The following is a 20,843-nucleotide window of genomic DNA, read 5'->3' as shown; positions in this document are numbered from 1 at the left end:
AAAGAAAACCCCATTGCCTTCAGCAATGGGAGATGTCATGAAGAAGCTAATATTTGAACGATTTTGTCTTCAATATCCTTTCCTTTTTCATCATCCGCGAGCTGATTGAGAAGAATGGAGAAAATCAATGTCTTGCCGCTTGCAGTATCGATATAGCCCGACAATGTACTGACGGTTGAAAGAGAACCTGTTTTCGCTCTGACTTTGCCTTTTAGAGCCGGGTCTTTCAACCGGTTTCTTAATGTGCCGCCGACCATTCTGTCGCTATCCCCCGCAACCGGGAGTGAACGGGCAAACGACGGAAACCACTTCTCCTCTTGAACGGAATACAATAGCTTTGTGATCTGGTCGGCAGAAATCAAATTGATATGCGAGATGCCTGAGCCGTCTCTGAGAACGATCTTTTCTGTGTCCATTCCAAATCCCTGCAGTTCTTTATTCAACACTTCCATACCTTGATCCCAGCTTCCTTCACGGTTCGCGGCTTTTCCCATTTCCTTGATCAGTGTTTCGCCATGGCCGTTGTTGCTGAGCTTCATAAAGGGGATCATCAGCTCTGAAAGCGGCATGGATTGATGTGCGGTGATGCGGCGCGCTTTTTTTGGCGCTTTGCCGGTTTTAGTCTCTCCCAGGATTCGAATGCCTTGTTGCTGTAAAGCCTGTTTAAATAAATCGAGTGCATATTCTGACGGCTCCCAAACCGCAACCCATTGTCTGACCCTTGAAGCGCCTTGTGGAATCGTCCCTTTGATTTGGATGGTATTTCCGCCGTGTTCCCTTTTAATCGTGATATCTTTTTTTCCGTCTGCAGCAACGGTCTTGGCACCGTTTTCGATTTTGACATGGTTCGTTTGCGGGGTAAGCGATACAACGGGTTTTTTTCCGGTTTTGACGTCAGGATTCACGTCGATGATGACCGTTCCGGCATCATAGTCTTCGTTTGGCGAAGCTGTTAAAGCCGAGATCTGCGCTCCGTAGTATGCGTCTTCATCGCTCCAGGAAAGGTCTGGAGAGTAGCGGACATCATCATACCAGGAATCATCGCCGACCAAGTCTCCCCGGATGACTGTGATCCCTTGTTTTCGGAGTGCTTCGGCCATTTGCTGAAAATCCGCTTTCAAAAGCGTCGGATCGCCTTTTCCTTTGATATAAAGGCTGCCTTTGAGTGTGCCCGCGGCTCGCGCGCCGTCTGTCATCACCTCTGTGGGAAAGGTATAGTCCCCGCCCAGGACGGAAAAGGCAGCTGCTGCCGTTAAAAGCTTCAGATTGGACGCCGGCCTCATCCGTGTATCGCTCATATGGCCGTATATCATTTTCCCGCTTTCCGCGGATCTGACGCTGATGCCTGCGAGCGCACCTTTTAAATCAGGTTCGGTCTTTAACAGCTGATCGATTTGCTCTTTGAGGCCGCCGCCTTTTTCCCCGGCGGCCAAGCCGTCTATGCTGCCGGCCAACGTCAATACAAAGATCATGATCATACACAGACAAAGCTTCATATTTTTCTTCATAAAATATCCCGCCTCCCGCTGATGTTTTAATACTTTATTGCAAAACGCGGCGGGATATACTCCTATTGGTCGGTTTTCACCAAAAACCTCCGGTATAAAAGCAGCAGTATCATGACATGCAGCACAACTCCGATGAACCCGAAAACGAAAACAAGCCCTTCCTGAGTAGTTCCCGCCAAGTACGTTTTCGCTGTCCAGTAGGTCGGCGTGAAAACGCCGAAAAGCTGCCACGGAAAAGGAATAAAATAAATCGCGGCCGGCATAAGAGTGAGCAGGCTGAACCCTTTCATTAAAGCAAGCCCTTCCACTTTGTTCGAAGCATAGGCGGCTAAAAGCAGCGTGTAAATCGGGGCTTGAAGCGTCACCATAATCAGGACGAACAAAAGGTACACAGAGCCGGGTGCCATTAAACCGCCGGATGCAAACAGCAAAATGCTGTAGCAAAAAGTGAGCGCCATCGGCAGGATGAGGCGGATCAAGACATATCCGTGCTTCGACAAGGGCGTCACGGCAAAATACTGAATCATATTTTCGTCGCGCTCATCAAGCAGGATAAACCCCGACATGGTACCGAGAATCAGGGGGATGAAAAGCATGGCAAAGCTCATGATCAAATGCCGGTATGGGATGATATTAAATCCCGTCAGTTCCGCTGACAAAGGAATGCCTGCTGCCGTCACGATGATGAGCAGAAAAGGCGCCAGACCGTAAAAAGCGAGCATTGAATCACGCTTGATCTGTTTCATATCTCCGCGTATCAGCTGAATGATTTTCATCATCGTGTATCACCTCCGCCAAGCTTTAATGTGATGAACGTCTGAAGTGAATGCCTCGCCCACAAATACGCGGCTCCGTTCCAGAACAAGAGAGTGGAAATCGCGTAGACGAGCTCCCATTGCTGAAGGCCGGTAAACACGGAACCTAACAGCATTAATGAGGCCTTTGACGGCAGAGCGTAAAACAGCGGGCTGCTCCAAATGCCCGCTGTTTCAAACAAAGGCAGAACGAACACAAAGGTGCTCAACGAAGACAAAAAGAAAAATCCGTTTAAGGTTTCGCACCGCACTGCCAAACCTAAGCCGATCATCGTGAAGAAAAATGAAGTGAAAAGCACGCCGCAAGCGAACAAACCGGAATTTGTTCCATAGCCGAACACGCTGCTGTGGATGAAAATGCTCGATCCGAGAGACAAAACGGACAAGGACGCCGTTTTGGAAAGAATATACTCACTCGCACTTAGCGGTGTGACAAACAGGCTGTCATGGATGTTTTGCCCTTTCTCCAGTAAAACAAGACCCCCGATGAAGAAAAACCCCAGGAAGCTCGGATCTGAAAACGTCAAGGCAATGCTGGCCGCCTCCCTGTAATCAGCCGGAAGAAACAGCAATACGGCGATATACACCGTGCTGATCAGCAAATAGGCATAATAAAAACCGTGCTTGAACTGAAGTTTGATATCATGGGAAATCGCTGACAAGATCCTCAACTTAAACGTCTCCCCGTCACATCGATAAAGATGTCTTCAAGCGACGCTTCTTGGGAATGGATGGTTTCCACAGGGTGCTCCTTGATCAAGTTCAAAAATTCCGGGCTGCTGCCGATCTGATCAAGGTCGAATTGAGCGGTTTCCAGCTGCCTGCGGCTGCGGTATTCCACTTTTACGTGCCTTTTTCCTTTTTGCACTTTCAAGGCGCGCGGAGAATCAATCAAAGCCACCCTGCCGTCAACGATGAAAGCGACGCGGTCGCAGATTTCTTCAGCTGTCTGCATGTGGTGCGTTGTGATCAGAATCGTCTTCCATTCCGCCTTTTTGTTCAGGATAAGCTGTTTTAATGTTTTGGCATGCACGGGATCGAGCCCTGAGGTCGGTTCGTCTAGAAATAAAAGATCAGGCTGATTGATCAGGGCTCTCAAAAAATTCAGCCTCATTTTCATGCCTTTTGAGTAAGCGGATACCTTTGTCCGGCCGTACTCTTCAAGACCCGTTAAAGCGAGCAGCGTTTCCGGCTCCTCAGTTTCAGATGCATACAAGGAACGGAACAAATTTAAGTTTTCCAGCGCAGTTAATCGTTGATAAAAATTCGGAAATTCAAAAGCGACGCCGATTTTCTCATAAAAGGAGCTGTCGGCTTGATTCAATTCTTTTCCCATCACAGAAACCCGGCCTTCATATTGCTTTAAAATACCGATTAAGATTTTTTGAATCGTGCTTTTCCCGGCGCCGGAAGGGCCGAGAAATCCAAAAATTTCACCCTTTTGAATCGAAAAGTCGATTCCTTTCAATACGGGCGTTTTTTGTCCGGGGTATGTGAAGCGAAGCCCGCTGACTTCAATCATGAGCTGCATCCTCCTTGGCCGAAAGTCCCTGTCCGACCAATTCGATAAGCAAATCCATCGTTTCGTCGTAGCGGTCTTCCCCAATGTTTGTTTTTTGAAAGGATAAAAGAACAATGGCGCGAATCACACTGATGATCGTCTCCGGTTTTTTTCTGACAAGCCAGCCTTTTTCCTGGCCCATTTCAATTAAAGGCTTGAAAAAATCTTCATCGCTGGCGAAATGCGCCTGCAGCTTTTCTTCAGGGAGTTTGCGGAAGAGCGTCTCGAGTAAGTTGTCATCGTAAACTTGGCGAATGTACGGGTTATGTTCCATCACCGCCAATGCTTCACGCAAAAACTGTGCAAATGTTTTCCCGCTTTCAGAAAATGATGCCTCAAGCTTGGCGCGAATCTTACTTTCTTCCTGCTGCAAAATCTCAAAATAAAGCTCCTCTTTCGAGTCGAAAAATGTATAAAATGAGCCTTGGGCAATTCCGGCCGAGGCTGTTAGCTCTCCGACACTCGTTTTTTTCAATCCAAGCTGCGCGAAAAGCTCCCTTCCGCTTTGTACTAAAGCTGAACGGATCACTTCCTTTTCTTTTTTGGTAAATTTCGGCATGGCAGTCTCTCCTTGTTTTATAAACATATGAATATTTTGATTTTATATTCATATAATGCGCTGCGTCCCTCTTTTTGTCAATATATTTTGGTTCAAATTTACCACAATATTTTCATTTGCCCGTCAAATTTAAAGCAAAAAAAAGCACCACTTATAGTTTAAACTATAAGTAGCGCTTCATTTCGGATTAATAAGCCAGGCTGAACAGACCTTTAATATGGCTCAGGTAGCGGACGTTGCTCGCTTCTTTCATCAATGAAGCAGGCAGGCCTTTAAGAGATGTGCTGTTCGCGCCGATAACGGCAACTGCGTCTTTGCGGCCAAGGCTTGCAAGCGTGCCTGAGTTGACAGGGCTGAACGTTTCCATTGATTTGTTTTCTAAGTATGCATACAGGTTGTAGCCGATCAGCTCGCCCATTTGCCAAGCGATTTGAGCTGTCGGAGGGTACGGACGGCCATCCGGACCGAAGACAACGGCGCTGTCTCCTGCAACAAATACGTCTTCATGTGATGTGGATTGAAGGAAATCGTTTACAGTTGCGCGTCCGCGGTTGACTTCAAGACCTGACTCGCCGATCAGCGGATTGCCTTGAACACCGCCGGTCCAGACAAATGTATTTGTGACGATTTTTTGCCCGTCTTTCAAATCAACAACGTTTCCTTCTACATTTGTGACAGGCAGTCCTGTCAAGAATTCAACGCCGCGTTTTTCAAGGCTCTTTGTCGCACGTTCGATCAGCTCATCCGGAAGAACCGGCAGGATTTTCGGACCGGCTTCAACAAGCTTCAGCTTGATTTCTTTCGGATCGACACCGTAGCTTCTCGCAAGGTTCGGCATGATATCGGCAAGTTCACCGACAAGCTCGACGCCTGTTAGTCCGCCGCCGCCGATTAAGATCGTAGCATCCGCTTCGTTTTTCGTTTTAGCGTATTCGCGCACGCGCTCTTCAACATGCTTGAAGATTTTGTTTGCATCGTTTGCAGATTTGAGCACCATGCTGTTTTCTGCAAGTCCTGGAATGCCGAAGTAAGCAGTGACAGAACCAAGACCGACGACAAGCGCGTCATACGTCAAGGTAGAGCCGTCAGAAAGAGCGACTTCTTTTTTGTCAACTGAGAACGAGTTGACTTTGGCGATTTTAAGATCGATGTCTTTTCCTTTGAAAAGCTTTGCAAGCGGCATTGCAACTGCCTGTTCTGACACGTTGCCCGCAGCAAGACGGTGCAGTTCTGTGATGATTTGATGTGTCGGGTATTGGTTAACCACTGTGACTTTTGCTTCTTCTTTTGTGTAGTGTTTGCGAACTGTTAAAGCAGACAGTAATCCGCCGTAACCAGCGCCTAAAATGACGATATGTTTTGACATCGTGAATCCTCCGTCCTTATTCTGAATGTATAGTGATTATTTTTGTTTTTCGCGTTCTGACATGATTTGCAGGTAGCTTTGAACAAAGCGGAACAGCTTTTGGGCCTGCGGATCTTTAAGCATTTTCAGCAAACCGAAAAGTCCGATGACTTCATTGCTTTCGTCAGCGCGGTCTTTTGCTTCAATGGCGGTAGCCGCGATTTCTTTTGCCGTATCTTTGACAGGCTCAAGAATTTCTGTAATGGCACCGACCGTATCATTTTTTAATACTTCATCAGTTGCAACGGATTGTGCGAAATCGTAAGACTTTGTCAAAATGTTGACCAGTTCTGTCAGCTTTGGAAGCTGGTCGACTAAAGTAGTCAAAGACTCCTGTACTTCAGGTTTTAGCAGTTGATCGATAAGATCGCGTTGGCTTTGGCTTACAGATTCGTTTGTTTGATCAGCTGTTTGATCGATTGTTTCCGGCATAACCAATTCTCCTTTTCAATAAGCGATGTGCTGTTTTTTGAAGGAACCCCTTTTTCATAGTTTGTGAATTTGTGCACAAACAAGTCCGCAAAAAGGTTCTCCCCTTTTGTGTTTGTATTGCTGTTTTCAGTCTGGAATTCCCGAAAACCCGCAATCTCAAAACACGCTGTATTTTTTACTACTAAATGATAACACTTTTTGAACAAAAAATGAACGTGATTGTTTCGGAAATGAAATAAAATCATAGAAAACTTTATATATAGGGCTTCTTTCATTCCTTTTATTTCCTATATTGTGTCTTTTTTTTACGAAACGTCATGTCATGATAGAGACGGGAGACGTCCGAAAATGTCAGAGAATCGCATCTATTAGTTTACATAATAAAATTATTGTTGCCTCGAGTTAATCTTCATCTTTAACATCCGGATCTTCGGGGATGGGTTCGTTCAGAACGGATTCCGCCCACGCTTTATACTTTTCCATCTGTTCCATATGGGTATTGAATTGTTCTTTGTTAATTAAATGCTGCTGTCCGTCGAAGACGGTGCGGATTTTCTTTTCTCTCACAAGCTGTTCAACATATGCTTCTGAAAGCGTTAAATATTCTGCGGTTTCCTTTATTGTCAAGTCCATGTTTTGGTTCCTCTCGTTTTGATTTAGGCGAACGTTGCGATTTTAGGATCATACGATAAGATATATCAGTTTAGATGATGGAGGCCTATTCTATGTATTCAAAATGGAATGCTGAAACGTTTTATCCGCCTTCAGCCCCGCAAATGCATACCGGTCAATCTTCTCAGCAGATGAATCAAAGGCTGAAAAATCTCGAAGATCAAATGGAATTGCTGATCAAACTCATGGAAAGCAACAATCAGCTGCTGCGTTCAATTGAAGAGCAGCAGAACCGCGTCTGCGCGGCAGGCGGCGGTTCGGTTATCGTCAGAATGTGAGTTTTTGGTCAATCGAGCTTCATTAAAATAAAAAGAGGAAGGACGTGTCCTTCTTCTTTGTCTGCAAGCCTTATCCAGTATACTACAGATTTTTTTGCGCTGAAAGGCCGGCAATTTCATCGTATGTTTCACGGTTTTCCAATGTTGACAAATCGCCTGCCGGCTCGTTCAAATAGGCAGCTCTGATCAGCCGTCTCATCACTTTTGCATTTCTCGTCTTCGGCAGACCGCTGACAAAGTAAACCGCTTTTGGCTTGATCGCTTTACCGATGGCATCAGAGGCGAGGTTCAGCAAATCATCTTTTAGTTTTTCCGACGGCTTTTCCGACTGTGCGAGGACGACAAAGCAGACGGCAGCCTGACCTTTGAGCTTATCCGGAACGCCGATAACGCCTGCTTCCACCACCGCCGGATGGCCGACCAGAACGGACTCTATTTCAGCGGGCCCGATCCTTTTCCCTGCAGTATTGATGACATCATCAGAACGTCCGCTGATCGTCCAGTAGCCGTTTTCATCCCGTTTTGCCCAATCGCCGTGCACCCAGACGTCAGTCCAGCGGCTCCAATATGCTTTTTCATATCTGGACGGCTCTTTCCAAAAACCGTATGTCATGCCGACCCACGGCTTTGTCAGGACAAGCTCCCCGACTTCATTGACGACTTCCTCCCCTTTTTCGTTGAAGACATTGGCCGCCATGCCGGGCAGAGGCGAATTAAACGTCATCGGCGTGATCGGCCGCAGGAGCACATTGCCCAAAATGCCGCCTGAAATTTCCGTTCCTCCTGAATAATTAAAAATAGGAATCCGCTCTTTTCCAGCATGGCGGAACAGCCATATCCACGGTTCATAATTCCATGGTTCGCCCGTTGAGCCGATTGCCTTCAGACTGCTCAGGTCGCATTGATGAAGAAAATCTTCGCCGTGCTGCATCAGCGAGCGAATGAGCGTCGGAGAGATGCCGAGATGCGACACCCGGTGTCTGCTGACGAGCTCCCACAGCCGATCCGGGGCCGGGAAATCCGGTGCTCCGTCATACAGCAAAACTGCCGCTCCGTTTATGAGACCCCCGAATATTAAAAACGGCCCCATCATCCAGCCCATGTCTGTAAACCAGAAAAACGTGTCCCCTTGTTTGACATCCATCCCGAAGCCCGCATCAAATGCAGCTTTCAGCGGAAAACCGGCGTGGGTATGAACCGCTCCCTTCGGCTGTCCTGTCGTGCCCGATGTGTAAAGCAGCATGAGCGGATCTGAACTGTCCATTTCTTCTGTAATCTGGAGAGGATCGCTTTTCATCAATTCATTCCAGTCTATATCTCTATTATGATTCCAATCTTGTTCGCCATCGTGAAGCCGGCAGACGACAACTTTTTGGACAGTGGGGGCACGGTCTGCTGCTTTGTCAGCTTCTTTCTTCATACAGACCTTCTTTCCCCTTCGTAAAAAGGCATCTGCTGTGACAAGAATTTTTGCTCCGGCAGCGCTGAGTCTCGCGGCTGCCGCATGGGCGCCGTAGCCTGAAAAAACCGGTGAGAATACCGCGCCGATTTTAGCGGCGGCGAGCATGGCGATGACCGTTTGCGGGATCATCGGCATGTAAATCGCAATGACATCCCCTTTTGATATGCCTTGTTTTTTAAAGCCTGCCGCCGCACGGGCGACTTTTTGATGTAAAGAAGAATAGGTGATCCGTTCTGTTTTTCCGTCTTCACTTTCCCAGATGAGGGCCGTCCTGCCGGCCGTATCAGGCTGTCGGGACCATTTTTCGACGGCGCTGCAAACGGCATTTAAGCGTCCGCCGGAAAACCATTTCGGCCATTTTATGCCTTTATCGAGATTCAATGTTTGGCTGTACCGCTTGTACCAGCTGATGCCGAGCGCTTTTTCGGCCTCTTCCCAGAACCAGGCGATATCGTCTGTACTTGCTTTCAAAAAATCATCATAGTCGGAAAAACCGAGGGCTGTCATCCATTGAAACAGCCGGGTCGTTTTTACAAATTCCGGATCAGGCTGCCAAACCGCTTTTTCGGCCATGCCGTTTCCTCCTTTTCGTTTCATTGGCCTTTAGACGGGATAAACAGGATGCTTCCGTTCCGTAAATGTCATGTATTTGGTCATATATGCATTCAGCCGTTTGATGAGTTCCGTACGAAGCGAATCGGCCGGAATGATCCCGTCGACAATCATTTCTGAAGCAAGCCGGTAAATGTCTATGTCTTTTTGGTATTCTTCCCGTTTTTCGGCAATGAAGGCGGACCGCTCTTCTTCAGGCAATTGTGCGATTTTTTTTGCATAAACGGCATTTACCGCTGCTTCCGGCCCCATCACGGCAATCTGAGCTGTAGGCAGCGCCAGACAGCAGTCAGGCTCAAAGGCCGGCCCAGCCATCGCATACAAGCCTGCGCCATAAGCTTTCCTGACGATGACGGATATTTTCGGCACGGTTGCTTCGGCCATCGCTGAAATCATTTTCGCACCGTGTCTGATAATACCCGCCCTCTCGACTTTCGTTCCGATCATAAAGCCGGGGATATCAGCCAGAAACAGCAGCGGGATATGATAGGCATCACACAAATTGATAAACTTTGCGGCTTTGTCTGCCGAATCGTGAAACAACACACCGCCTTTGACCCGCGGCTGATTGGCGATGATGCCGACAGGCTGCCCGTGAATCCTTGCCAAACCGGTAATCAGCTCTGGCGCGAACAATTTTTTGATCTCATAAAAAGACGCTTCATCAATGATCTGATCGATTAAATCCATCATTTGAAACGGTGCGTTTTGGTTTTTCGGAATGATCTCCTCCAACGGCCGGTCAAACGGACGGGCGGGTTTTGCTTCAATGACAGGCGCTTTTTCGGTGTAGTTCGGCGGAAAGTAGGAAAGATACCGACGCGCCGACTTGATCGCATCTTCTTCCGTTTCGGCAAGAATGTCTCCGCAGCCTGAAACAGAACAGTGCATTCGCGCGCCGCCCATTTCTTCAAGCGACACTTTTTCGCCGATCACCATTTCCGCCATACGCGGCGAGCCTAAATACATCGAGGCGTTACCTTCGACCATGATGACGATATCGCAAAAAGCCGGTATGTAGGCGCCGCCTGCGGCTGAAGGCCCGAACAAAAGACAGATTTGCGGGATACGCCCGGATAATTTGACTTGCTGATAAAAAATCCGCCCTGCTCCTCTTCGCCCCGGAAACATGTCAACTTGATCCGTAATCCTTGCGCCTGCCGAATCGACCAAATAAAGAAGCGGACAATTCAGTTTTTCGGCTGTTTCCTGGATGCGGATGATTTTTTCGACGGTTCTCGCTCCCCATGATCCTGCTTTAACCGTTGAATCATTAGCCATGACGCAAACGGTTCGGCCGCCGATTTTTCCGATTCCCGTGACGACTCCGTCTGCCGGAAGCCCGTCTGCCATGCAATTGGCAAAAAAAGCGTCCTCAAGGTCGAGGCCTTCGTCAAGCAGCAGCTTTAATCGGTCTCTGACAAATAATTTCCCTTTTTTCTCATTGGCTTCATGGTATTTTTGCGCTCCGCCTTCCTGAATCCGGCGGATGCGTTCATACAATTCCTTTTCGGCCGGCATCGGCTGTCCCCCCGTTCGTTTTATTCTCCCGTATAATACGGCTTCCGTTTTTCTGTAAAAGCTTTCAGCCCTTCGGTTCTGTCTTTCGTCGGAATCGTCAGTTCATAGGCTTTTTGTTCAATCGCGAGTCCAGTTTCGATATCTGTCTCAAGCCCTTGGTTGATGGCGAACTTCGCCTGTCTGACGGCAACCGGTCCGTTCGCCGCGATGTTTGCTGCGATACTTTCGGTCGTTTCCTTTAACTTTTGAAGCGGAACGACATGTTCAACTAGGCTGATCTTTTGCGCTTCTTCGGCGCTGATGCGGCAGCCGGTATAGATCATTTCTTTCGCCTTTCCCCTGCCGATTAAGCGGGGCAGCCGCTGTGTTCCCCCTGCCCCGGGAATGATCGCGAGCGTTGTTTCGGGGAGACCGAGTTCAATATGTTCGGCTGCGATCCTGATGTCGCACGCCAATGCAAGCTCCAGCCCCCCTCCCAAAGCGCTTCCGTTTAATGAAGCGATGACGGGCTGCGGCAGTTTTTCCGTCTCGCTGACCACTTGTTGAATCATGGAAACGGCCTGCTTCGCTTCTGTGCGGCTCATGCGGGCTCTTTCCTTTAAATCGGCACCTGCACAAAACGTCCTGTCCCCTGTTCCCGTTATAATGACACAGCGGACGGCCGGGTTTGAACGGATATCGCGAAGGATGCGCTGAAAGTCGTCGAGAAGTCCGAGCGAGAGGGCATTTGCAGCCTGCGGTCTGTTCAACGTCAACACGGCAACAGCCTGCTCGTTGATGGAATAAAGAACATTGGGCTCCATTCGATCTTCCTCCTCTTTATCTATGAAAAACAGTTCTTTGATTTAGCCGCCTGCAAATTTCGGCTTGGCAGCTCTCTTCCGGTTTTGTCTTCGATCCATTTAGCAGCTGAAAGCAGCTTGCTGAGATCAACTCCGGTTTCGATGCCCATCTGGGCGCACATGTAAATCAAATCATCAGTTGCCGCATTTCCCGTTGCTCCAGGGGCATAAGGACAGCCGCCCAGCCCGCCGCATGATGCGTCAAATACGGTGATTCCCATATCCATCGCTGCGATCATGTTGGCGAGCGCCATCCCTCTCGTATCATGAAAATGAAGGGCGATATTCTCTTTCGGAAAGCGTTTTAAAAGTACGTCAAGCACCCTTTGAACCTGTACGGGATTTGCTGCGCCGATCGTATCTCCGAGAGAAAGTTCGTCGATGCCCATGTCGAACAGCGCTTCAGAGATGCGTATGATTTGCTCCAATGGAACGTGATGCTCATAAGGACAGCCAAATACGGTGGACAGGTAGGCTCTGACGGTGAGGCCCGCTTGTTTTGCTGTCCCGGTGACTTCCTGTAAGACGGGAAGCGTTTCTCCGATCGATTTGTTAATATTTTTCCGGTTGTGTGTCTCGCTTGCCGACATGAAAACAGAAGCTTCATCGATCCCTCCTTCGAGAGCCCGTTCCAGCCCTTTTCGGTTCGGAATGAGGGCTGCGTAGGTGACGCCCGGCTTCCGGTTAATGCCTTTGGCGACGTCAAGGGCATCAGACAGTGCAGGAATCCACTTAGGATGGACGAATGAAGTGATTTCGATATACGAAAGCCCTGTGGCAGAAAGCATGTCGATCCAGGTAATTTTATCAGCTGTCGAAAGTGCGGTTTGTTCATTTTGCAGACCGTCGCGCGGCCCGACTTCTTTAATGAAAATGTTCTTCGGTACGTCCATTTGCCATCCTCCAGACCTTATTGAAGCTCCAATAAGACATCCCCTTCATCGGCAAAATCACCTTCGTTCTTTCTGACGGTTTTGACTGTTCCGGCCGTTTCGGCGACAATCGGAATCTCCATCTTCATCGATTCTAAAATGGCGACTTCCTGCCCCTTTTCGATTTTGTCCCCCGCTTTCACTAATATTTTCCACACGTTTCCCGCCATATTGGTGACAACAGTATTCATAGTACGCCTCCTTGATTTCATTTTGACTGATAGCGACTGATAAAATCGGTTTGGACCCCGCCTTTTCGGAATTCGTCAGAACTTACAATGTCTTCAAGGAGCGGAATGTTCGTTTTAATGCCTTTCACTTGATATTGTGAAAGCGCTTCGGCCAATGTGCAGATGGCTTCTTCTCTGCTGCTTCCTTTGACGATCATCTTGGCAATCATCGGGTCGTAATACGGGGTGATAGTCATACCCGGGGCTGCTGCGCATTCATGACGGACATTCGGTTGCTCAGGCAGCTTAAGGTCGGTAATCCGCCCCGGCGAAGGGAAAAATGTTTTCGGATCTTCGGCACAGATTCTGACTTCGATCGCATGTCCGTCCCGCCGAATGTCTTTCTGCTTATGGGAAAGCGGTTTTCCCGCTGCGATATTGAGCTGTTCTTCGACAAGGTCAAGCCCTGTAATTTCCTCTGTCACCGGGTGTTCGACTTGCAGGCGGGTATTCATCTCAAGAAAATAAAAATGATTCTCCTTGTCTACTAAAAACTCGATTGTCCCGGCGTTGACATAGCCGATCGACAGCGCAGCTTTCACGGCCGCTTCACCGAGCTTTGTGCGCATGGTTTCATCGAATAACGGAGCAGGTGCTTCTTCGATGATTTTTTGCTGGCGTCTCTGAATCGAACAGTCCCGCTCCCAAAGATAGACGGCATTTTCGTATTTGTCTGTTAAAATCTGAATCTCGATATGTCTTGCCTGTTCGATATATTTCTCGATGTACATAGCCCCGTCTCCGAAAAAATCGGCGGCTCGTTTTTGGTTGACTTCATATGCTTTTTCTAATTCGCTTTCATTGCGGATCAGCTGCATTCCGATGCCGCCGCCCCCAAAAGAAGCCTTGAGCATCACGGGATAGCCGATGGATTCGGCAAGAGCCCGGGCTTCATTCAGACCGGACAAGCTTTTTGTCACGCCGGGAACGACGGGAACCCCGGCTTGTTCCATCGCTTGTCTTGCTTCAATTTTGCTTCCCATTTTGGCGATAACGTCAGGCGGCGGACCGATAAACGTAATATTCTCCTTGAGGCACCTTTCGGCAAAACGGCTGTTCTCGGAAAGCAGGCCGTATCCCGGATGAATGGCACAGACCCCCGCTTTTTTAGCGGTTTCGATGATTTTTTCAATATTTAAATAGCTTTCACTGACCCGCGGTTTGCCGATCAGCCAGGCTTCATCCGCAGCTTTGACATGCAGGGACTCCGCATCCGCTTCAGAGTAGACAGCAGCCGTCTGAATACCGAGCCGTTGACAAGTTCGGATGATCCGGAGGGCGATTTCTCCCCGGTTGGCAATCAGTACTTTCTTAAACAAAAAGGTCCCTCCTTTTATGTTAGTCGCGCTTGAAAGAGAAAATTACAATTGAAAATGCTCAAGCGCCTGCTCCCTTAACTTGAATTTTTGCACTTTCCCTGATGCCGTCATCGGGAACTCTTCTACAAATGCGATATAGCGCGGAATCTTATAGCGGGCGATTTTGCCTTTGCAGTATTCTTTTAATTCGTCAGCCGTCATCGATGCTCCGCTTTTCAGTTTGATCCAGGCCGATACCTCTTCGCCGAATGTTTCGTCAGGCACTCCGACAATTTGGACGTCGAGAATGTCGGGATGCTTGTATAAAAACTCTTCTATTTCCCGCGGATATATGTTTTCACCGCCTCTGATGATCATGTCTTTTAATCTCCCGGTAATCCGGCAGTAGCCTTCTTCATCCATTACGGCTAAATCTCCCGTATGCAAAAATCCATCCTCATCGATGACCGCTGCCGTGGCCTCAGGATTTTTGTAGTAGCCTTTCATAACATGGTAGCCGCGTGTGCACAGCTCGCCTTGAACGCCTCTTTCAACCTCCCGGTTCGTACCCGGTTCAGTTATTTTGACTTCTACATTCGGCAAAGCGCGCCCTACGGTTTCGACCCTTCTTTTGAGCGAATCGTTGACCCTAGTCTGGGTAATGACCGGTGAGGCTTCCGTCTGTCCGTATGCAATCGTTATTTCAGACATCCCCATGTTATCGATCACTTTTTTCATGACTTCGATCGGACAGTTTGAACCGGCCATGATGCCCGTTCTTAAAGAAGACAGGTCATATGATGCGAAATCTGGATCATTCAGTTCGGCGATGAACATGGTCGGTACACCGTGAAGCGCCGTGCATTTTTCCGTTTCGACGGCTGAAAGCACTTCTTTCGGACTGAATTCTTGTACCGGCACCATCGTCGCGCCGGCGGTGACGCAAGCGAGAGTCCCCAGTACACAGCCGAAGCAGTGGAAAAACGGAACGGGGATGCACATTCTGTCTTTTTTCGATAAATTCATGCATTCCGCAATATTTGCCGCATTGTTTGCCAAATTGGAATGGGTGAGCATCACGCCTTTCGGAAAGCCTGTCGTACCTGATGTATATTGCATATTAATGACATCATGCTCTTTGAGCCGTTCCATCCTGCGATCAAGCGCTTTTTCGCTTACTGACCCTGAGAGCTTTAATAAATCATCCCATAGGTACATGCCGGGATGCCTTTGATCCCCCAGCAAAATAATATTTTTTAAGAAAGGCAGTCTTTCAGATGCAAGCCTGCCCGGTTCGCCCTCCTTTAATTCAGGAATCAGTTTGCAAAGGATATCAATGTAGGAAGTGCCCCGGTATGATTCCATTAAAATGAGTGTTGTGGCATCTGACTGTTTCAGCACATATTCAAGCTCTGATAATTGATAGTTCGTGTTGGCTGTGACTAGTACAGCACCCGCTTTTGCCGAAGCAAACTGGGCGGTGAGCCATTCCGGAGTATTGGAAGCCCAAATTGCGACATGTTCACCTTTATCAATACCGAGCGCCATCAGTCCTTTTGCGACTTTTCTGCACAACTGGTCAAATTCCCGGTACGTATAACGCAGGCCGCGGTCCGGATAGACGACAGCCTCGTGATCAGGGGCGTCTGCCGCGGTTTTCTCCAATAACTTTCCAATTGTCAAATGGAGCAGCTCTGCCAACGTTGTCCCTCCCTTCCGATAGAAAGCGTTTTCATTTCAGCGCTTGTTTGCCGATGCCGAGCTGCCTTGCGATGACGAGCCGTTGAATTTCTGAAGTGCCTTCACCGATTTCCATTAATTTTGCGTCCCGCAGCATGCGCTCCACTCCATACTCTTTCATATACCCGTATCCTCCGTGTATTTGAATGGACTGATTGCATGTCCTGAACGCCATTTCTGAGGCATAAAGCTTGGCAAAAGCCGCTTCTTTTGTAAACGGACGTCCTTGATCTTTCAGCCAGGCGGCCTTCAGCACCATATTGCGGGCGAGCTCAATTTCCATGGCCATGTCGGCAAGCTTGAACTGAATCGCCTGGAAATAAGAGATCGGTCGGCCGAATTGTTTTCGTTCGCGCGCGTATGTGAGCGCCGCCTCAAATGCGCCTTGGGCAATACCGACAGCCAGCGCTGCGATCGAAATTCTGCCGCCGTCAAGTGTATTGAGAAATTGTTTAAACCCTTTTTCCGGGCTTCCCAATAGATTTTGTTTTGGTACGCGGACATTGTCCAATATGAGCTGTGATGTATTCGAGCCGCGGACACCCATTTTGTCATATTCGCTTTTAATGGTGAAGCCCTCCGAATCTGTCGGAACGATGATGGCGGAAATGATGTTTTTTCCGTTGTCATCTATTCCGGTGACGGCGGTGACGATGACGGTCCTGGCAAATCCTGCATTTGTGATCCAGCATTTCTCACCGCTGATCACATAGCTGTCCCCTTCCGAGCGGGCTTTTGTCCGGGTGCCGCCCGCATCGGAACCTGCATTCGGTTCGGTCAGCCCAAATGCTCCGAGCGCCCGGCCCGTCGCAAGCGGGACGAGATATTCTTGTTTTTGTTCTTCAGTGCCGAAATAATAAATCGGTGCAGCCCCGAGCGATACAGCCGCAGCATAGCTAAGACCGGTGCTTCCGCACGCTTTGCCGATTTCTTCGACGCTAAGTGCATAGGAAATCGTATCTCCGCCTGAACCGCCGTAGCTTTCAGGAAACGGAATCCCCAAGAGGCCGAGCTCCCCCATTTTTTTAAATGTCTCAATCGGAAATTCTCCCGTCCTGTCAACATGTTCGGCGTGCGGTGCAATTTCCTGTTTCGCAAAATCTCTTGCGAGTTCACGAATCATTTGCTGTTCTCTGGTTAGTTCAAAATTCATAAAGTGCCCCCCTTTTTGGATCGTCAAATTCCTTAGGCAGCAGAGCTTTGTAACATTATATTAAAAAAGTGCATTTTTCATGCCAGAGGATTTTGGACAGGTAAATTGCATGTTTGATCGCCAACAGGTACTTACCTTTATGTAAGTACCTGAACTAAAAGTGCATACTTACAAATTGGCAGTGTGAACTTTATACTCAAGATGAAAACATGCTGAAGGAGGGCAAATCTTTGAAAACGCTAGTTATCGTTGCACACCCAAATTTAGAAACATCAGTGGTTCATAAGCGCTGGGTAGAGGAACTCAAAAAATATCCGGAAAAGTATACGGTTCACGAATTGTCCGACGTTTACCCGGATGGAAACATAGACGCGGAAAAAGAACAAAAATTGGTGGAATCGCACGGCAATCTTGTTTTGCAATTCCCTATCTATTGGTTTAACTGTCCGCCTCTTCTTAAAAAATGGCTTGATGATGTATTAGCTTACGGCTGGGCTTATGGTTCAAATGGAGGAGATCGATTAAACAATCGTAAAGTGGCATTAGGTGTATCCGCCGGAATTAAAGAGGAAGATTATCGTGAAAACGGAAGGTACCGGTATACGCTTGAACAAATATTAGTTCCATTTGAAACGACATTCCGGTATTGCCGCGCAGATTATCGTTCATTTTTTGCATTTTACGGCAAGGAAAAAGAGCCTGGCGGAAACGAGGAAGAAGAAAATGAGCCGGGAGCAGGAGAATTGGAGAAAAGCGCACGAGATTATTTGCATTTTATTGATCATATGTAGCAAGGGGTTTTGCTGAAAATCATTCGGGCTGAAACAGGCTGTCAGCCCAGCCTGTTTTTCTCCCCCCACTCACACATCATATTTAACAAAGGCACGATGGAGCGTCCGCGTTCAGATAATGAATACTCAACCTTTGGGGGGATTTGGGGAAATTCTCTGCGAATGATAAGGCCGTCTGCTTCCAGCTCTTTTAACATGATGCTTAGCGTTTTGAAGGAAATGGTGCCGATGCTTCGCTTCAATTCATTATGCCGCATCACTTCGCGTTCAGACAGCCAATATAGAATGACTATTTTATATTTGCCGCTTATCAATGACAACGTATAGCCAAAGCCGGTGTCTTTAAGTTCCACACCGGTCGGAACGCAGGTTTTTCCGGATGGGATTTGCATAACGCACACTCTCCTTCTGACTCTTATATCATAGATCATTATGTAATGTGATTGAAAGGATGTAAAGGGAGGAGTTTGAAAGGTGCCTGGTAAAAAAATTCTGCGCCTGCATGTTTTATGAGGATGTAAATTCAGCCGAAAAAAACTGCACCTCCGGATTGTCAGATGGTGTCTGACAAACCAGGTGCAGTTTCAGTACAGGTCTCTTTAATTATCTTCTGATATGGCCGTCGCCTCTCATGATATATTTGCATGTGGTCAATTCTTTCAGACCCATAGGTCCGCGGGCGTGAAGCTTCTGTGTAGAAATCCCGATTTCAGCGCCGAATCCGAGTGCGCCGCCGTCGGTGAACCTGGTTGAGGCATTGTAGTACAATGCTGCAGCATCAACGGTATTCAGAAAAGCTTTGGCTGTTTCCGGATTTTCGGTGATAATCGCTTCTGAATGCTTTGTTCCGTATGTTTCGATATGATTGCAGGCTTCTTCAAGACTTCCTGCGACTTTAACCGCGAGATCAAGGCTTAAATATTCGTTCTGCCAATCGGCTTCCCCTGCTGGTCTTGCGCCTGGAATCATTTGAACAGCCTTTTCGTCCCCGTGAACTTGAATCCCGTGTTCGTTTAAAGCATTGATAAGCGCGGCGCTGTTTTCCTCAAGCCATTTTTCGTGGACGATCAGCGTTTCAAGCGCATTGCAGACGGCGGGGCGGTCTGTTTTCGCATTGATCATGACATCGATTGCTTTTTCAGGGTCCGCTTCCCGGTCAATATAGATGTGGCAGTTGCCGACTCCCGTTTCAAGGACCGGAACGGTTGCGTTCTCAACGACTTCCTGAATGAGGGCCCCGCCTCCCCGGGGGATGAGTACATCGATATGTTCTTTCATCTTAAAGAGCTGCTTCGTTGCGCTTCGGTCTGTGCTTTCGATGAATTGAACGGCATCGCGGGGGATGTTTGTCGTCTCAAGTGCTTGATGCATGACCGATACGATCGCTGTATTCGAATGAATGGCGGAAGAGCCGCCTTTCAAAACGATCGCATTGCCTGATTTTAGAGCAAGCCCGGTCGCATCGACAGTTACGTTCGGACGCGCTTCATAGATCATGCCGATGACGCCGAGAGGAACGCTGACTTTTTCCGCTTTTAACCCGTTGTCGAGCGTCCAGCTTGATAGCGTTTCTCCGACCGGATCATCAAGTTCCGCGACTTCCAGCAGCCCATCGGCAAAATCCAGAACCCTGTCTTCATTGAGCGACAGGCGGTCGATGTAGGCTGCATCATAGCCTTTTTTTCGTCCCGCTTCGATATCTTTGGCATTTTCAGTGAGAATATAGCTCATGTTTTGTTTCAGGTGGTCGGCCAATGCAGCAAGCGCCTCGTTCTTTTCTTTTTCAGTTGCCAGCCGCAAAGATTTTGCGGCCGTTTTTGCCTTTATCGCTTTTTCTTCGATTTGTGCACTGATGCTCTCGCTCGTCGCAGTCATGTCAATTCCTCCTTTGATTTGTTTTTTAAAGCGGAACGGATAGCTCTAAATGACAGACAAACGCTTCTCTGTCAACGACAGCCTGTGAGGAAGCGGCTGTTTCCTGATTCGTATCCTTCTTCCATTTACGAAGCTGGGATGAGGAAAAGTTGACGACGCCGAGGCCGATTTCCTCTCCTTCCTGATCAAGGATTCGAACGACGGATCCGTTGCTGAAACGGCCGTTGATGTCGTAAATACTAGAAGGATACAGGCTTTTTTTACGGTCGATAATAAACTCTTTGCTTTCGTTGTGGACGACGATGTCTCCTTCAGGTCCAGAGTTAAATGCTATCCATTGCTTTTTATGGTTGAGGGCGTGTGAATCCGCATTCGGTATAAAATACGTTCCCCTCGCAGTCCCGCAGATCGCTTCGTGCAAAATGCCGGGGGTGTCCGCGCGCCCTAAAAACCCTTTGATGCCTGAAGCCATTGTAATTTTAAAAGCGTCCAGTTTGGACTTCATGCCGCCGGTTCCGACTTCGCTTCCTGCATCCCCTGCTGAAGCTTCTATTTCCGGCGTGATTTCAGTTACTTCCTGGACGAGTGCGGCGTCCGGCGTTTTTCGCGGATTCGCGTCATAAAGGCCGTCTATATCAGAGAGGATGGTCAGCAGGTCGGCGTCGATCAGACCCGCCACTTTAGCAGAAAGCGTGTCATTGTCTCCGAATTTGAGCCGATTGACGGTAACCGTATCATTTTCGTTGATGATCGGAATAATGCCGCGTTTCAGCAGCACGTTCATCGTATTTCTCACATTGTTGTACCGTTTTTCATCTGAAAAATCGCTTTTTGTGATTAAAATTTGTGAAGCGATATAGCCGTGGGATAAAAAAAGCTTGGAATACGCTTCGATTAATAAGCCTTGGCCGACAGAAGCGGATGCTTGTTTTTCAGGCAATGTATCCGGCCTGTTGATAAAGCCGAGCTTCCGGTAACCGGCTGCTACAGCGCCAGATGAAACAAGGAGGACTTCGTGTCCTTCATCTTTGAGGCGGACAATCTGCTCAACGAGCTTTTCGAGCTTTTTGCTGCTGATTTCGCCGTGAAGACTTGTTAAAGAACTGCTTCCCACTTTGACAACTACCCTCTGTTGATTAGAGGTCATTTTATCACTC

At 48.1% G+C, this 20,843-nt stretch carries 21 protein-coding genes; 2 read left to right on the top strand and 19 right to left on the bottom strand.

Annotated features, from left to right (window positions below):
- Positions 1 to 35 precede the first annotated feature (35 nt).
- From dacB to ACVC9U_RS08755, 8 genes are all read right to left on the bottom strand, one after another.
- A complete protein-coding gene (gene dacB / locus ACVC9U_RS08790) occupies positions 36 to 1,508 on the bottom strand; it encodes a D-alanyl-D-alanine carboxypeptidase/D-alanyl-D-alanine endopeptidase (RefSeq protein WP_075754675.1) in 1,473 nt (490 codons plus the stop codon).
- A 62-nt stretch (positions 1,509 to 1,570) separates the two neighbouring features.
- Positions 1,571 to 2,287 carry a hypothetical protein gene (locus ACVC9U_RS08785; protein WP_441390620.1) on the bottom strand — a complete coding sequence of 239 codons (717 nt, stop codon included), beginning with the start codon at positions 2,285 to 2,287 and terminating at the stop codon, positions 1,571 to 1,573.
- Positions 2,284 to 2,994, bottom strand: a complete 711-nt coding sequence (locus ACVC9U_RS08780; protein ID WP_075754679.1) for a fluoroquinolone export ABC transporter permease subunit — start codon at positions 2,992 to 2,994, stop codon at positions 2,284 to 2,286. Before ACVC9U_RS08780 ends, ACVC9U_RS08785 begins: the two co-directional genes overlap by 4 nt.
- A complete protein-coding gene (locus ACVC9U_RS08775) occupies positions 2,991 to 3,845 on the bottom strand; it encodes an ABC transporter ATP-binding protein (RefSeq protein ID WP_075754681.1) in 855 nt (284 codons plus the stop codon). The genes ACVC9U_RS08780 and ACVC9U_RS08775 overlap by 4 nt, the downstream gene beginning before the upstream one ends.
- Positions 3,838 to 4,443, bottom strand: a complete 606-nt coding sequence (locus ACVC9U_RS08770; RefSeq protein ID WP_075754683.1) for a TetR/AcrR family transcriptional regulator — start codon at positions 4,441 to 4,443, stop codon at positions 3,838 to 3,840. Before ACVC9U_RS08770 ends, ACVC9U_RS08775 begins: the two co-directional genes overlap by 8 nt.
- Before the next feature lie 187 nt (positions 4,444 to 4,630).
- Entirely contained in the window at positions 4,631 to 5,809 is a 1,179-nt protein-coding gene (locus ACVC9U_RS08765; RefSeq protein WP_065643150.1) for an NAD(P)/FAD-dependent oxidoreductase, read from the bottom strand.
- A 36-nt stretch (positions 5,810 to 5,845) separates the two neighbouring features.
- Complete coding sequence (locus ACVC9U_RS08760) at positions 5,846 to 6,280, bottom strand: helical membrane plugin domain-containing protein (RefSeq protein ID WP_043929066.1); 435 nt, start codon at positions 6,278 to 6,280, stop codon at positions 5,846 to 5,848.
- Between the two features lie 402 nt (positions 6,281 to 6,682).
- A complete protein-coding gene (locus tag ACVC9U_RS08755; RefSeq protein WP_075754685.1) occupies positions 6,683 to 6,913 on the bottom strand; it encodes an excisionase family DNA-binding protein in 231 nt (76 codons plus the stop codon).
- A gap of 92 nt (positions 6,914 to 7,005) precedes the next feature.
- Here ACVC9U_RS08755 and ACVC9U_RS08750 point away from each other — a divergent pair, with 92 nt between their 5' ends.
- The gene (locus ACVC9U_RS08750) at positions 7,006 to 7,230 is read left to right on the top strand and encodes a hypothetical protein (RefSeq protein ID WP_075754687.1); all 225 of its coding nucleotides are present in this window, start codon (positions 7,006 to 7,008) and stop codon (positions 7,228 to 7,230) included.
- Between the two features lie 82 nt (positions 7,231 to 7,312).
- Here ACVC9U_RS08750 and ACVC9U_RS08745 read toward each other — a convergent pair whose 3' ends face one another.
- Genes ACVC9U_RS08745 through ACVC9U_RS08710 form a run of 8 tightly spaced genes read right to left on the bottom strand, consistent with a single transcriptional unit; the run spans position 7,313 to position 17,020 of the window.
- On the bottom strand, positions 7,313 to 9,265 hold the full coding sequence (locus ACVC9U_RS08745; protein ID WP_441390616.1) for an AMP-binding protein: 1,953 nt from the start codon (positions 9,263 to 9,265) through the stop codon (positions 7,313 to 7,315).
- 30 nt (positions 9,266 to 9,295) lie between these two features.
- Positions 9,296 to 10,825, bottom strand: a complete 1,530-nt coding sequence (locus ACVC9U_RS08740) for an acyl-CoA carboxylase subunit beta (protein ID WP_075754691.1) — start codon at positions 10,823 to 10,825, stop codon at positions 9,296 to 9,298.
- A gap of 20 nt (positions 10,826 to 10,845) precedes the next feature.
- Positions 10,846 to 11,628: an enoyl-CoA hydratase gene (locus tag ACVC9U_RS08735; protein WP_075754693.1), complete on the bottom strand. Its 783-nt coding sequence runs from the start codon at positions 11,626 to 11,628 to the stop codon at positions 10,846 to 10,848.
- A 20-nt stretch (positions 11,629 to 11,648) separates the two neighbouring features.
- Positions 11,649 to 12,560, bottom strand: a complete 912-nt coding sequence (locus tag ACVC9U_RS08730; protein WP_075754695.1) for a hydroxymethylglutaryl-CoA lyase — start codon at positions 12,558 to 12,560, stop codon at positions 11,649 to 11,651.
- Between the two features lie 17 nt (positions 12,561 to 12,577).
- Positions 12,578 to 12,790 carry an acetyl-CoA carboxylase biotin carboxyl carrier protein subunit gene (locus tag ACVC9U_RS08725; RefSeq protein ID WP_003182452.1) on the bottom strand — a complete coding sequence of 71 codons (213 nt, stop codon included), beginning with the start codon at positions 12,788 to 12,790 and terminating at the stop codon, positions 12,578 to 12,580.
- Between the two features lie 17 nt (positions 12,791 to 12,807).
- Positions 12,808 to 14,148 carry an acetyl-CoA carboxylase biotin carboxylase subunit gene (locus ACVC9U_RS08720; protein ID WP_016885417.1) on the bottom strand — a complete coding sequence of 447 codons (1,341 nt, stop codon included), beginning with the start codon at positions 14,146 to 14,148 and terminating at the stop codon, positions 12,808 to 12,810.
- Between the two features lie 42 nt (positions 14,149 to 14,190).
- Complete coding sequence (locus tag ACVC9U_RS08715) at positions 14,191 to 15,828, bottom strand: AMP-binding protein (RefSeq protein WP_003182456.1); 1,638 nt, start codon at positions 15,826 to 15,828, stop codon at positions 14,191 to 14,193.
- Between the two features lie 31 nt (positions 15,829 to 15,859).
- A complete protein-coding gene (locus ACVC9U_RS08710; protein WP_009328128.1) occupies positions 15,860 to 17,020 on the bottom strand; it encodes an acyl-CoA dehydrogenase family protein in 1,161 nt (386 codons plus the stop codon).
- Positions 17,021 to 17,250: 230 nt separating this feature from the next.
- On the opposite strand from ACVC9U_RS08710, the gene ACVC9U_RS08705 reads away from it, so the two are divergent.
- The gene (locus ACVC9U_RS08705; protein WP_003182460.1) at positions 17,251 to 17,811 is read left to right on the top strand and encodes an NAD(P)H-dependent oxidoreductase; all 561 of its coding nucleotides are present in this window, start codon (positions 17,251 to 17,253) and stop codon (positions 17,809 to 17,811) included.
- A 41-nt stretch (positions 17,812 to 17,852) separates the two neighbouring features.
- Here the strand turns inward: ACVC9U_RS08705 and ACVC9U_RS08700 are convergent, their stop codons facing one another.
- The 3 genes from ACVC9U_RS08700 to proB form a co-directional block, all read right to left on the bottom strand.
- Complete coding sequence (locus tag ACVC9U_RS08700; RefSeq protein WP_003182462.1) at positions 17,853 to 18,203, bottom strand: winged helix-turn-helix transcriptional regulator; 351 nt, start codon at positions 18,201 to 18,203, stop codon at positions 17,853 to 17,855.
- Positions 18,204 to 18,414: 211 nt separating this feature from the next.
- Positions 18,415 to 19,686: a glutamate-5-semialdehyde dehydrogenase gene (locus tag ACVC9U_RS08695; protein ID WP_075223378.1), complete on the bottom strand. Its 1,272-nt coding sequence runs from the start codon at positions 19,684 to 19,686 to the stop codon at positions 18,415 to 18,417.
- A gap of 25 nt (positions 19,687 to 19,711) precedes the next feature.
- Positions 19,712 to 20,833 (bottom strand): glutamate 5-kinase, encoded by a 1,122-nt coding sequence (proB, locus tag ACVC9U_RS08690; protein WP_003182466.1) that lies wholly within the window; start codon positions 20,831 to 20,833, stop codon positions 19,712 to 19,714.
- Positions 20,834 to 20,843 lie beyond the last annotated feature (10 nt).

The organism is Bacillus sp. GM2, assembly GCF_056155945.1.
This window is presented reverse-complemented; position numbering and strand designations above follow the sequence as displayed.